Raw genomic sequence first — 12,779 nt, forward strand, 5'->3', positions numbered from 1 at the left:
TCGGGCGGGCATGCACCCGTCCGGAGCATTCCAACGACGTCCTGGAGAGGAGAGAACCATGAGCGCAGTCAACGAATTTCTCGCCGCGCGCGATTTCCTGCTGCAGCACCGCAGCGATTACGCGACGGCCTACGCCGGCTTCAAGTGGCCCAAGCTGAAGGAGTTCAACTGGGCGCTGGACTACTTCGATGCGATGGCCAAGGGCAACGACAACCCGGCGCTGTGGATCATCGAGGAAGACGGCCGCGAGTCGAAGCTTTCCTTCGCCGAGATGTCGGCGCGCTCGAACCGCGTCGCCAACTGGCTGCGCAAGCAGGGCGTCAAGCGCGGCGAGCGCATCCTGATCATGCTCGGCAACGAAGTGCCGCTGTGGGAGACCATGCTGGCCGCGATCAAGCTCGGCGCCGTGGTGATCCCCGCCACCACGCTGCTGACCCCCGAGGACCTCGTCGACCGCGTCGAGCGCGGCCAGGTCAGGCACGTGGTGATCGGCAAGGCGCACACCGACAAGTTCGAGAACCTGCCCGGCAGCTTCGGCCGCATCGCCGTCGGCGGCGCGCCTGCCGGCTGGAAGGCCTTCGAGGACGCCGCGGCCGAATCCGACGCCTTCACCCCGGACGGCGTGACCCGCGTCGACGATCCGTTGCTGCTGTACTTCACCTCGGGCACCACCTCCAAGCCCAAGCTGGTGCTGCACACCCACCAGTCCTACCCGGTCGGCCACCTTTCGACGATGTACTGGATCGGCCTCAAGCCCAACGATCGTCACATGAACATCTCCTCGCCGGGCTGGGCCAAGCACGCCTGGAGCTGCTTCTTCGCGCCCTGGAACGCCGGCGCCTGCGTGTTCCTGTACAACTACAACCGCTTCAACGCGGCGGCCCTGCTCGACGTGCTGGTGAAGTACGAAGTCACCACGATGTGCGCGCCCCCGACCGTGTGGCGCATGCTGATCCAGCAGGACCTGGCCTCGGTCAAGACCAAGCTGCGCGAGCTCATCGGTGCCGGCGAGCCGCTCAACCCCGAAGTCATCGACCAGGTCAAGAAGGCCTGGGGCATCACCATCCGCGACGGCTTCGGCCAGACCGAGACCACCGCGCAGATCGGCAACACCCCCGACCAGCCGCTCAAGCCCGGCTCCATGGGCCGTCCGCTCCCCGGCTACAAGATCGCCCTGCTCGATGCCGAGAGCAAGCCCTCGGTCGAGGGCGAGGTGGCGCTGGTGATGGGCGAGCACCGTCCGGTCGGCCTGATGGTGGGTTACTCGGGTGATCCGGCCAAGACCGCCGAGGTCATGCGTGACGGCCACTACCGCACCGGCGACGTCGCCAGCATCGACGAGGACGGCTACATCACCTACGTCGGCCGCGCCGACGACGTGTTCAAGGCCTCCGACTACCGCATCAGCCCCTTCGAGCTCGAGAGCGTGCTCATCGAGCACCCGGCGGTCGCCGAAGCCGCGGTGGTGCCGAGCCCGGATCCGCTGCGCCTGGCGGTGCCCAAGGCCTTCGTGATCCTGGTCGCCGGCCAGGAGCCGAGCCGCGAGCTGGCCAAGGACATCTTCGCCTTCACCCGCGAACGCCTGGCCCCGTACAAGCGCATCCGCCGCCTCTCCTTCGCCGACCTGCCCAAGACCATCTCGGGCAAGATCCGCCGCGTCGAGCTGCGCAAGGCCGAAGAGGCGCGCGGCGAGGCCGCCCGCGGCGAGCTGGAGTTCTTCGAGGAAGACTTCCCCGAGCTCAAGGGTTGATGAGGGGCTGCACGCGGGGTTGATCGCTGCGGTGGTGGGCGGCTTCTTTGCCGCACCGCAGCGGCCGGCATGCTGCTACAATGCCGGCCGTGGCGGGTCTCCCCGCATTGCAGCGCGGTGAACCTGGTCAGGGCCGGAAGGCAGCAGCCACAGCCGCTCCCTGCAAGTGCCGGGGGTCAGGCTCGCCACCCCGAACACACGAAGGGCGCTCCGCGGAGCGCCCTTCGTCTTTTGCACCCCGCTCGGTGCGCTTCACTGCGGACGCCTCGTGCCTCACCCGAGCAGCGTATCCATCAGCATCATCATCACGAAGCCCACCATCAGGCCGCCGGTGGCGAGCGTCTCGTGACCGCGGCGGTGCGACTCGGGGATGATCTCGTGGCTGACCACGAAGAGCATCGCGCCGGCCGCGCCGGCCAGGCCCCAGGGCAGGATGTTCGCCGAGACCGACACCATCATCGAACCGGCGATCGCCGCGATCGGCTCGATCAGGCCCGACGCCGCCGCGACGCCGAAGGCGAGCCAGCGACCGTAGCCCGCCGCCACCAGGGCGATGGCGACGATCAGGCCTTCGGGCACGTTCTGCAGCGAGATCCCTGCCGCGACCGCGTCGCCCGAGCCGGCGCCCGTGCCTTCGAGTCCGGCCGCCACGCCGATCGCGAGACCTTCCGGGATGTTGTGCACGGCGATCGCGAACACGAACAGCCACACCGCGGCACCGCTGCGCCGGCCCTCGGGGAAGTGGGTATGCGGCAGGGCGCGATCCATGGCGAGCAGGCCGCCGGCACCGAGCAGCACGCCGAAGGCGACCAGCAGGGCTGCGCCGGTCTCCGAGCCGGTCTGCGCGAGCGCGGCGTCGAAGCCGGGCAGCAGCAGCGAGAACACGCTCGCGGCGAGCATGACGCCGGCGCCGAAGCCGAGCAGCATGCCCTGCACGCTGGCGCCGATCTGGCGCACGACGAGCAGCGGCACCGCACCCAGCGCGGTCGCTGCGGCCGCCATGGCGCCGCCTGCCATCGCGCCCGTTACGGCGAGGTCGAAGCCCTCGACGCTGCGCACGAGCTGGGCCACGAGCAGCGCCAGACCGGTGATGGCGATCAGCCAGCCGCTGAGCGTGCGCAGGGCTCCGGCTGGGCTGGCGTGCTGGAAATGCAGGCGAGCGACCTTGTCGACCATGATGTGGATCCTCCTGTGAGCGTGGCGGCAGGGCCGCCTTGTCTGATGGAGCCAGTATCAGCGATCGGCCTTGATAGTTCCAATTGAGCGTTTAGACGATCAGGATAGCCTGGATGTATATAAACCGTTGTCTCACCGGGCTTTGCTGCGGTGCACTTCCGGTTCCGCGGGCTGGCCACTAGAATCCCCTTGTCCGTTCAAGGAGTCTCCCGATGACCCAGCCCGTTCACCAGCAAGACGTCACCCCCGCCCGCAAGGCCGAGATCCTCGCCGAGGCGCTGCCCTACATCAAACGCTTCTTCGACAAGACCATCGTCATCAAGTACGGCGGCAACGCGATGACCGATCCGCACCTCAAGGATTGCTTCGCACGCGACGTGGTGCTGCTCAAGCTGGTCGGCCTCAACCCGGTGGTGGTGCACGGCGGCGGCCCGCAGATCGAGAATCTGCTCACCCGCATGGGCAAGAAGGGCGAGTTCATCCAGGGCATGCGCGTGACCGACGCCGAGACCATGGAGGTGGTCGAGATGGTGCTCGGGGGCCAGGTGAACAAGGAGATCGTCAACCTGATCAACAAGCACGGCGGCAAGGCCGTGGGCCTCACCGGCAAGGACGCCGGCTTCATCCGCGCCAAGAAGCTGCTGATGCAGAAGCACGGCGCGCCGGAGGGCGATCTGATCGACGTCGGCCAGGTGGGCGAGATCACCGGTATCGATCCCAGCCTGATCTCCTTCCTCGACCAGGGCGACTTCATCCCCGTGATCGCGCCGATCGGCGTGGGCGAGGAGGGCGAGACCTACAACATCAACGCCGACGTGGTCGCCGGCAAGCTCGCCGAGATCCTCAAGGCCGAGAAGCTGGTGCTGCTCACCAACACCCCGGGCGTGCTGGACAAGGCGGGCAACCTGCTGACCGGCCTGACGCCGCGCCAGATCGACGACCTGGTCGCCGACGGCACCCTGTCGGGGGGCATGTTGCCCAAGATCGGCTCGGCGCTCGACGCGGCGCGCAACGGCGTGAAGTCGGTGCACATCATCGATGGCCGCGTGGAACACTGCCTGTTGCTCGAGATCCTCACCGACCACGGCGTCGGCACGATGATCAAGAGCAAGTAGAACCCGCGCGTTTGCCGCGCCGCCGTCGAGGATGGCGTGCGACGCGGCTCGCGACTTGCGTCGCTCCTACGACAACCGGCGAGGCTTCGGGGGCGCTGCAGGGGGATCGCGACTTGCGTCGCTCCTACGCGAACCGGCGAGGCTTCGGGGGGGCTGTAGGAGCGACGCGAGTCGCGATGGCTGCCGCGCCGCACTTGCCGAACTCGGTCTCTGGCCGCAGACCCGCTCGCGAATCGCGCCGCTCCTGAATCCCATTTGTCCCGAGCTGCCGGGCAGGCGTCTACTCGATGTTGAGCCGCTTGGCCTGGACCTCGGCCTTCTTGGGCAGGTTCAGCTCGAGCACGCCATCATTGAACTTCGCGCTTGCCGCAGCCTCGTCGATTTCCTGGCCGAGCTGGAAGCTGCGCGAGATCTTGCCGAAGTAGCGTTCGGTGCGCAGCACCTTCTCGCCGTCCTTGATCTCCTTCTCCTGCTTGCGCTCGGCACTGATCGACACCACCGGGCCGTCGATATGCACGTGGATGTCCTCCTTCTTCATGCCGGGCAGCTCGGCATGCACTTCGTAGCCTTGCGCGGTCTCCTTGACGTCGACCCGCATCTGCGGCGCGTCGGTGCCCGGGGTGGCGAGCTGCTGGCCGCCGAAGTCGACGGGGCGCACGAAGAAGCCGCGGAAGAAGTCGTCCAACGGGTCGGTGCGACGGGTGAGAGGGGTGCTCATGTCGTGTCCTCCTGGGTCCGGGTTCTTGCCGGGGGATCCGGCTTCAAGACCAATATAGGCGCGGAGGAAGCGTTTTCAAGGGGCGCGCGCGTACCCTCTGCCCGTCCGGCTGCGCTAACCTTGCGGCGGAGTTCGAACGAACCAGGGAGGCGAGACGCCGATGAACGAAACCACCAATGTCTGTCCGCGCTGCGGCGCGGCCTTCACCTGCGGCATGCGCGCAGGCGAGGCGGAGTGCTGGTGTGCGGCGCTGCCGGCCGCGTTTGCGGTGCCGGCCGAAGGTGCGGGGGAGTGCTATTGCCCGCGCTGCCTCGCCGAGCTCATCGAGGCGCGCCGGAAGGTGCCTCGGGAAGCGCGGGGATGAAGGTGTGGCCGAAGCCCACGCCCTCGGCGCGCCAGAAGTCGCCGGCTTCGTCGAGGATCTCGCACAGCGTGGCGAAGGTCTCGGGCGCGGTCGCGCGCAGCGCGTCGGCATGCAGGAATTCGAGCCGGTAGGCCGCGGCGGGCAGCCAGGAGAGATCGCACAGGCAATCCGAGAGCGCGTCCCAGTTGTGGCCGAACCAGTCCGGGAAGCGCAGCGCGGTCGCGATGCGCGCGAGCAGTCCGGCCTTGTCCGTGCAGCCGGCGAGGTCGATGCGCAGCGGGGGAGTCGGCTGCGCGGCGGGGGCGTGCGAGGTGTGGCTCATGGACGGACGGCTCAGGGCAGCGAACGCAGCGGTGCGATCTCGCGGAAGCTGCGGTAGTGGTCGGCAGTGTAGTAGAACACCTCGGGTGGATCGCCGCCGCTGACGATGCGGCGCGCGCCGCGATCGCGCGCGCCGGGCGTGGGCACGGTGTATTCGCGGTAATAGCCGCGCGGCCGCGCCGGTAGCAGGCGTTCGCGGTTCTGGAAGGTGGTGCCATCCTTGCGGTAGGGGAAGGGGCCGCCGCGCTGGATGAGCGCCAGTGTCTCGATCGCCTCGGCCGGCAGCCCGGCGTGCGAGGGCTGCAGCAGGCCCTGTGCAGCTTGCGGGGCATCGGGCGCGGCGCCGGGCGAGCAGGCGGGCAGGCCCGCGCCGAGTACGAGGAGGAGCAGCAGGCGGAGCAGGACGGTACGCAGCATCGGGGTTCAGGCGCGGCGGGTGCGGGTGACGGGGGCGCGCTCGGGACGGATACCGTAGCGCTTCATGAGCTCGTGGCGGAATTCGGTAATCGCCGCCAGGCGCGGGTTGGCGGGCGCCATGCGCTGGGTGCGCTCGATCAGGCTGCGCGCCTGCGCGGCGAAGGCCTCGTTCCAGCCGCGGTGCTCGATGTGGCGCAGCAAGGCGAGCGCGGCATTGAACAGCACGTGCGGGTTGCCCGGCATCTTGCGCGCCGCGTTCATCATCTCGGCGACCGCGCCGTCGTAGTCGCCGCTGCGCGCTTTTTCGGCGCCGGCGCCGATCAAGGTCCTGACCTCGCTCTGCACCTGCTCCTCGACCTCGGCGGAGAGGTTCTCGAAGCCGCGTGCCTTGAGCGCGGCGCGCGTGCTCGCCAGGCTGCGGTCGTCGCCGTGGGTGCGCATCAGGTCGGCGAGGAGCTGGCGGCCCTCGCTCTCGAGCTTGCGGTCGTAGCACAGCTCGAGCAGGTCGCGGCGCAGCCCGGGGGAGAGCTCGCGGATGCGCTCGGGGCTCGCGAGCGCGCGCACCATGGCGCTGCGCAGGCCTTCGGCGTCGTTGCGGTGGCCCTCGAACAGGGCGTTGCCGACGGCGAGGCAGAGTTCGCCCTTGGGGTGGCGGACGAGGTTGCGCTCGAGGTCGGCAAGCGTGGCCAAGGCTTCGTCCGGGCGTTCACGGGCGAGCTGGGCCTGCACCAGGCGGACGTGATCCTCGGGGTCGCGGAATTCGGAGTAGCTGCCGCGGCGCACCGCCTCGGCGAGACTGTGCTCGGCACGGTCGAGCTCGCCGGCCTGCAGGGCGAGCTCGCCGAGCTGGCGCAGGCGCGGGAGGCGGTAGGGCGAGAGGTCGGCCGCGCGCTGCAGGGTTCCGCAGGCCTCGGCGGGGCGGCCGGTCTCCTCCTGCACGCGCGCGAGCAGCTCGTGCGCCTCGATGAAGCGCGGGTGGCGGGCGACGAGGTCGGCGAGCAGGTGCTCGGCCTCGACCCAGGCCTCGCGCACCACCAGCATGCGTGCCAGCCCGAGCGAGGCCCAGGGGATGGGACGCGCGGCGAGGATCTCGCGGTACAGCGCCGCGGCCTCCTCGATCTGGCCGATCTGGGCGTGCAGCTCCGCCTGCAGGCGCATGAAATCGACCAGGTACTGCGGGTGGCGGTCGCGCGCCTCGCGACAGGCGGCGAGCGCGCCGACGGGGTCGCCGAGCTTCATCAGCTGCCACACCGGCAGGAAGGCATCGCGCTTCTCGAAGGCGCGCAGCAGGCGCACGCGCAGGCTCTCGGCGGTGAGCGGCTTGAGGATGTAGTCGTTGGGAACGAGCTCGCAGGCGCTGATCACGCGCTCGTAGTTGCGCTCGCCGGTGATCATCACGAACACCGTGTCGGGCGGGATGATGGCGTGCTGGCGCAGGTCCTCGAGCAGGTGCTGGCCGTCCTGGCCCTCGCCGAGGTCGTATTCGGACAGGATGAGGTCGAAGGGCTGCGCGCGCAGGCGGCGCATCGCCATGCTCGCCGAGACCGCGAACTGCGGCGAGTCGATGCCGATCGAGGCGAGCATGTTGCGCAGCTGCGCGCGCATGCTCGACTGGGATTCGACGACGAGGACCTGCAGGCCGTGGGGGAGGAGCATCGGGGCGTCCGGGATCGGGGGGCCGCGCGGCGTGCGGGCCATCCGTGAAGATTACGGCATGGCGCCGGCAGGCTGAAGCCCCTGCGGCCGCCTTCGCGGCGATCCGGCAGGGGCTTCGGGATCTCCGGCCGGTGTGCCGCCGGACTCAGCCGCGCTCGACTTCGACCTGGGTCTCGACCTTCTGGCGCAGGCGGATGTGCAACTCGCGCAGCTGCTTCTCGTCCACGCCGCTCGGCGCGTCGGTGAGCAGGCACTGGGCGCGCTGGGTCTTGGGGAAGGCGATGACGTCGCGGATGGATTCGGCGCCGGTCATCATGGTGACGATGCGGTCGAGGCCGAAGGCCAGGCCGCCATGCGGGGGGGCGCCGTACTTGAGCGCGTCGAGCAGGAAGCCGAACTTGGCCTGCTGCTCCTCGGGGCCGATGTTCAGTGCCTCGAACACGCGCGCCTGCACGTCGGCGCGGTGGATACGCACCGAGCCGCCGCCGATCTCCCAGCCGTTCAAGGCGAGGTCGTAGGCCTTGGCCAGGCACTCGCCCGGGTTGGATTCGAGCAGGTCGATGTGCTCGTCCTTGGGGCTGGTGAAGGGGTGGTGGCAGGCGGTCCAGCGCTTGTCGTCCTCGTCGTACTCGAACATCGGGAAGTCGACCACCCACAGCGGACGCCAGGCCTCGCCGGTGACGTAGCCCTTCTCGTGGCCGAGCTTGATGCGCAGCGCGCCCATGGCGTCGTTGACCACCTTGGTCTTGTCGGCGCCGAAGAAGATCAGGTCGCCCGACTGCGCGCCGGTGCGCTCGAGGATGGTGCGCAGCGCGGTCTCGTGCAGGTTCTTGACGATCGGCGACTGCAGGCCGTGCTCGTTGGGCTGGGTGACGTCGTTGACCTTGATGTAGGCGAGGCCGCGGGCGCCATAGATGGCGACGAACTTGGTGTATTCGTCGATCTCGCCGCGGGTCAGGCTGTTGCCGCCCGGCACGCGCATCGCGGCGACGCGGCCGCCCGAGGTGGCGGGGCCGCTGAAGACCTTGAAGGCGACGTCCTGCACCGCGTCGGTGACGTCGGTGAGTTCCAGCGTCACGCGCAGGTCGGGCTTGTCCGAGCCGTAGCGGCGCATCGCCTCGGCGTAGGTCATGCGCGGGAAGGGCGCGGGCAGCTCGACCGCCATCGCTTCCTTGAACACGTAGCGGATCATCTCCTCGACCAGGGCGGTGATCTCGTGCTCGTTCATGAACGAGGTCTCGAGGTCGACCTGGGTGAATTCGGGCTGGCGGTCGGCGCGCAGGTCCTCGTCGCGGAAGCACTTGACGATCTGGTAGTAGCGGTCGTAGCCGGCCACCATCAGCAGCTGCTTGAAGAGCTGGGGCGACTGCGGCAAGGCGAAGAACTGGCCCGGGTGCACGCGCGAGGGCACCAGGTAGTCGCGCGCGCCTTCGGGCGTGCTCTTGGTCAGCATCGGCGTCTCGACGTCGATGAAGCCGGCGCCGTCGAGGAAGCGGCGGAAGGCCATCGTGGTCTTGTAGCGCAGCATCAGGTTCTTCTGCATCTGCGGGCGACGCAGGTCGATGACGCGGTTGGTCAGGCGCACCGTCTCGGACAGGTTCTCGTCGTCGAGCTGGAAGGGCGGCGTGGCGGCGGCGTTGAGCACCTCGATGTCGTGGCAGAGGATCTCGATCTCGCCCGAGACGAGGTTGGCGTTCTCGGTGCCGGCGGGACGGCGGCGCACCTTGCCGCTCAGCTTGAGGACGAACTCGTTGCGCACCGATTCGGCCGTCTTGAACATCTCCGCGCGGTCGGGGTCGCACACCACCTGCACCAGGCCCTCGCGATCGCGCAGGTCGATGAAGATGACGCCGCCGTGGTCGCGGCGGCGATGTACCCAGCCGCAAATGGTGACGATCTGGTCGAGGTCGGCGGCGGTGACTTTGCCGCAGTAGTGAGTTCGCATGTCGGGTTCCGCAGGTTCGGGGGCGCTTGCGCCCGGGGATTCAGGATTCGGCAGGGTGGAGAGGCTGGAGTGTTCGGGGAGCTTCGTTCAGGTGTCGGACAGCGCGGGCACGGGTTCCGGCCTGCGCGCCGGCGGAGCGACCACGCCCATCGAGATGATGTACTTGAGCGCGTCGTCCACGCTCATGTCGAGCTCGACGACCTCGCTGCGCCGCATCATCAGGAAGAAGCCCGAGGTCGGGTTGGGCGTGGTCGGTACATACACGCTGACGTAGTCGCCGCGCAGGTGCTCGGCCGCGTCGCCGCCCGGCTGGCCGGTGAGGAAGGCGATGGTCCACACGCCCTCGCGCGGGTATTGCACCAGCAGCGCCTTGCGGAAGGCCTGGCCGTTGCTCGAGAACACCGTGTCGGAGACCTGCTTGACGCTGTAGTAGATCGACTTGACGACCGGGATGCGGGCAAGCAGCGCTTCCCAGAGCTGCACGAGCTTCTGCCCGAGCACGTTGGCGGCGACCAGGCCGGTGAAGAACACCAGCAGCAGGCTCGCGACGACGCCCACGCCGGGGATGTCGAAGCCGATGTAGCGGCTCGGCTGGTATTCGGCGGGCAGCCACAGCAGGATCGCGTCGAGCGTGCCGACGATCCAGGCGATCACCATGTAGGTGATCGCCAGCGGGAGCCAGATCAGCAGGCCGGTGATGAAGTATTTTTTCAAGTGGGGTTCCTGGCCGCCGCGCTGCGCGGCTGCTTGCGTCTGCCGCGCCGCGGCCGGCCCGCCGCGAGATGGGTCGATCCGCTCAGTGGCAGGCGCAGCCGCCGCCGCAGCCGCCGGTCGCAGGCGAGGGCGTGGATTCGGCCGCCGGGGCCGCGCTCTTGGCTCCGCCCTTGAAGTCGGTGGCGTACCAGCCCGAGCCCTTGAGTTGGAAGCCGGCCGCCGACAACTGCTTGGCGTAGCCGGTCGTGCCGCAGGACGGGCAGACGGACAGGGGCTCGTCGCTCATTTTTTGCAGGTGTTCCTTCTGGAAACCACAGCTCGGGCAACGATATTCATAGATGGGCATGGCGTGCTCCCGAAAACAAGTGCGCAAGTCTAACGCAACGCAGCATAAGGAAAAAGCGCGTCCGGAACGGTCGCGCCCGGGTGCAAGATGAGGGCGGGGGAGGAGGGCTTCAAGCCCCCCGTGGCGGACCGTCCGCAGCGGCGCGCGCGGCGCGCGCTCAGAGCAGCCCGAGGTAGCGCTCGGTGATGCGCTCGCCCCAGAACAGCGCGATCAGGCCGGCCGCGGCGAGGTAGGGGCCGAAGGGGATCGGCACGTTGCGGCCGTGGCGGGCGACGACGATCAGCAGGATGCCGACCACCGCGCCCACCAGCGAGGACAGCAGGATGGTCAGCGGCAGCATCTGCCAGCCCAGCCAGGCGCCGATCGCGGCGAGCAGCTTGAAGTCTCCGTAGCCCATGCCCTCCTTGCCGGTGGCGAGCTTGAACAGCCAGAACACCGCCCACAGCGCGAGGTAGCCCGCCATCGCGCCGATCACCGCGTCGGGAAGCTCGGCGAAGGTGGTGCCGAGGTTGAAGGCGAGGCCCAGCCACAGCAGCGGCAGGGTGATGTCGTCGGGCAGCAGCTGGGTGTCGAGGTCGATGAAGGTGAGCGCGACCATCGCCCACACGAACAGCAGGGCCCCGAGCGCGCTGGCGCCGAAGCCGAAATGCCAGGCGGCGTAGGCCGACAGCAGCGCGGAGAGGGCTTCGACGATCGGGTAGCGCCTGCTGATGCCGGCGCCGCAATGTGCGCAGCGCCCGCGCAGCACCACGTAGCTGACGATCGGGATGTTCTCCAGCATCGTGATCTGGTGCCCGCAGTGCGGGCAGCGCGAGCGCGGCGTGGCGAGGTTGAAGCGCTCGTTGGCGGGTGCTTGCTCGCCACGCAGCTCGGCCGCCTGGGCGTGCCAGTCGCGCTCCATCATCCTGGGCAGCCGATGGATCACGACGTTGAGGAAGCTGCCGACGAAGAGTCCGACCAGGCCGGAGAGGATGGTGAAGGCGAGCGGGTCGCGGAGAAGCTCGATCATGGGTTCAGACGACCGAACCGAGCTTGAAGATCGGCAGGTACATCGCCACCACCAGGCCGCCGATGATGGTGCCGAGGAAGACCATGATCAGCGGCTCGAGCAGTTGCGACAGGCCGGCGACCGCGTCGTCCACCTCCTGCTCGAAGAAATCGGCGACCTTGCCCAGCATGGCGTCGAGCTGGCCGGACTCCTCGCCGATCGACACCATCTGCACCACCATGGTGGGAAAGACTTCCGCGTTCTGCATCGCGACCGTCAGGCTGGTGCCGGTGCTGACCTCGCTCTGGATCTGATGTGTCGCCACCACATAGACGTGGTTGCCCGATGCGCCTCCCACCGAGTCGAGCGCCTCGACCAGCGGCACGCCGGCCGCGAACATGGTCGACAGCGTGCGCGTCCAGCGTGCGACCGTGGCCTTGCGGATGATCGCGCCGATCACCGGGATGCGCAGCACCAGCCGGTCGACCGCGATCTGCATCGCAGTCGAGCGCTTGTAGCTCCAGGCGATCGCCACGAGGGCCGCGATGAGGGCGCCGAAGATCAGGTACCAGTAGGCCACGAAGGCGTCCGAGATGGCGATGACCATCAAGGTGGGCACCGGCAGCTCGGCACCGAAGCTGGAGAACACGCTCTTGAACTCGGGGATCACGAACAGCATCATCACCGAGATCACGAGACCCGCCACCACGACCACCGCGGCAGGATAGAACAGCGCCGACTTGATCTTGCTCTTGATCGCGAGGATCTTTTCCTTGTAGGTGGCGATGCGGTCGAGCAGGCCGTCGAGGATGCCCGCCTGCTCGCCCGCTGCGACCAGGTTGCAGAACAGCCGGTCGAAGTGCGCAGGGTGCTTGGCGAAGGCCTGCGACAGGTTGGAGCCGGTCTCGACGTCGGTGCGGATGTCGTTGAGCAGGCGCACGAGCGCGGCGTTGCCGGAGCCTTTCATTGCGATGTCGAAGGCCTGCAGCAGCGGCACACCGGATTTCATCATCGTGGCGAGCTGGCGGGTGAACAGCGCGATGTCCTTTTCGGAGATGCGTCCGCCGCGCGCCATCTTCTGCTTGCGGATCTTGATCACCTGGATGCCCTGGCGGCGCAGCATGGCCTGGACCATGGCGTCGCCGGTGGCGCGGATCTCGCCGCGGACGACCTTCCCGGTCTTGTCCTTGCCTTCCCAGATATAAAGGTCCTCCCTCGGACCGGTGGCACGTGCCGCGCGGCTTGCAGTGGCCATGAAATCGAGCGTCC

General features: G+C 68.5%; 13 protein-coding genes and 1 other RNA gene. 4 read left to right on the plus strand and 10 right to left on the minus strand.

Annotated features, from left to right (window positions below):
• The first annotated feature begins 58 nt into the window (after positions 1-58).
• Together ACZ5PP_RS18035 and ffs are read left to right on the plus strand one after the other, a co-directional pair.
• Positions 59-1,750, plus strand: coding sequence for an AMP-binding protein (locus ACZ5PP_RS18035; protein WP_004302482.1), 1,692 nt, complete (start codon positions 59-61; stop codon positions 1,748-1,750).
• A 91-nt stretch (positions 1,751-1,841) separates the two neighbouring features.
• An RNA gene (gene ffs, locus ACZ5PP_RS18040) (signal recognition particle sRNA small type) lies at positions 1,842-1,940 on the plus strand.
• Positions 1,941-2,023: 83 nt separating this feature from the next.
• Here ffs and ACZ5PP_RS18045 read toward each other — a convergent pair.
• Entirely contained in the window at positions 2,024-2,926 is a 903-nt protein-coding gene (locus ACZ5PP_RS18045) for a ZIP family metal transporter (protein WP_043741413.1), read from the minus strand.
• A gap of 212 nt (positions 2,927-3,138) precedes the next feature.
• Here ACZ5PP_RS18045 and argB point away from each other — a divergent pair, with 212 nt between their 5' ends.
• Positions 3,139-4,041 carry an acetylglutamate kinase gene (gene argB / locus ACZ5PP_RS18050; protein WP_004302479.1) on the plus strand — a complete coding sequence of 301 codons (903 nt, stop codon included), beginning with the start codon at positions 3,139-3,141 and terminating at the stop codon, positions 4,039-4,041.
• 280 nt (positions 4,042-4,321) lie between these two features.
• Here argB and ACZ5PP_RS18055 read toward each other — a convergent pair whose 3' ends face one another.
• Positions 4,322-4,759, minus strand: coding sequence for an Hsp20/alpha crystallin family protein (locus tag ACZ5PP_RS18055; RefSeq protein WP_043741415.1), 438 nt, complete (start codon positions 4,757-4,759; stop codon positions 4,322-4,324).
• A gap of 214 nt (positions 4,760-4,973) precedes the next feature.
• Between ACZ5PP_RS18055 and ACZ5PP_RS18060 the strand changes: the two genes are divergently transcribed.
• Positions 4,974-5,123 (plus strand): hypothetical protein, encoded by a 150-nt coding sequence (locus ACZ5PP_RS18060; protein ID WP_245537145.1) that lies wholly within the window; start codon positions 4,974-4,976, stop codon positions 5,121-5,123.
• Here ACZ5PP_RS18060 and ACZ5PP_RS18065 read toward each other — a convergent pair.
• The 8 genes from ACZ5PP_RS18065 to ACZ5PP_RS18100 form a co-directional block, all read right to left on the minus strand.
• A complete protein-coding gene (locus ACZ5PP_RS18065) occupies positions 5,080-5,445 on the minus strand; it encodes a barstar family protein (protein ID WP_004302473.1) in 366 nt (121 codons plus the stop codon). The two genes, ACZ5PP_RS18060 and ACZ5PP_RS18065, sit on opposite strands and share 44 nt — an antisense overlap.
• 11 nt (positions 5,446-5,456) lie before the next feature.
• Positions 5,457-5,861 (minus strand): guanyl-specific ribonuclease, encoded by a 405-nt coding sequence (locus ACZ5PP_RS18070; RefSeq protein ID WP_004302471.1) that lies wholly within the window; start codon positions 5,859-5,861, stop codon positions 5,457-5,459.
• A gap of 6 nt (positions 5,862-5,867) precedes the next feature.
• A complete protein-coding gene (locus tag ACZ5PP_RS18075) occupies positions 5,868-7,517 on the minus strand; it encodes a tetratricopeptide repeat-containing response regulator (protein ID WP_287471257.1) in 1,650 nt (549 codons plus the stop codon).
• A 145-nt stretch (positions 7,518-7,662) separates the two neighbouring features.
• On the minus strand, positions 7,663-9,462 hold the full coding sequence (gene aspS, locus ACZ5PP_RS18080; protein ID WP_004302467.1) for an aspartate--tRNA ligase: 1,800 nt from the start codon (positions 9,460-9,462) through the stop codon (positions 7,663-7,665).
• Positions 9,463-9,549: 87 nt separating this feature from the next.
• Positions 9,550-10,176: a DUF502 domain-containing protein gene (locus tag ACZ5PP_RS18085; protein WP_004302465.1), complete on the minus strand. Its 627-nt coding sequence runs from the start codon at positions 10,174-10,176 to the stop codon at positions 9,550-9,552.
• Positions 10,177-10,258: 82 nt separating this feature from the next.
• The gene (locus ACZ5PP_RS18090) at positions 10,259-10,522 is read right to left on the minus strand and encodes an FmdB family zinc ribbon protein (protein ID WP_012584903.1); all 264 of its coding nucleotides are present in this window, start codon (positions 10,520-10,522) and stop codon (positions 10,259-10,261) included.
• Positions 10,523-10,679: 157 nt separating this feature from the next.
• The gene (locus tag ACZ5PP_RS18095; protein WP_004302462.1) at positions 10,680-11,531 is read right to left on the minus strand and encodes a prepilin peptidase; all 852 of its coding nucleotides are present in this window, start codon (positions 11,529-11,531) and stop codon (positions 10,680-10,682) included.
• A 4-nt stretch (positions 11,532-11,535) separates the two neighbouring features.
• Positions 11,536-12,765 carry a type II secretion system F family protein gene (locus ACZ5PP_RS18100; protein WP_004302460.1) on the minus strand — a complete coding sequence of 410 codons (1,230 nt, stop codon included), beginning with the start codon at positions 12,763-12,765 and terminating at the stop codon, positions 11,536-11,538.
• Between the last annotated feature and the right edge of the window lie 14 nt (positions 12,766-12,779).

The sequence above is a fragment of the Thauera sp. DNT-1 genome (assembly GCF_055393985.1).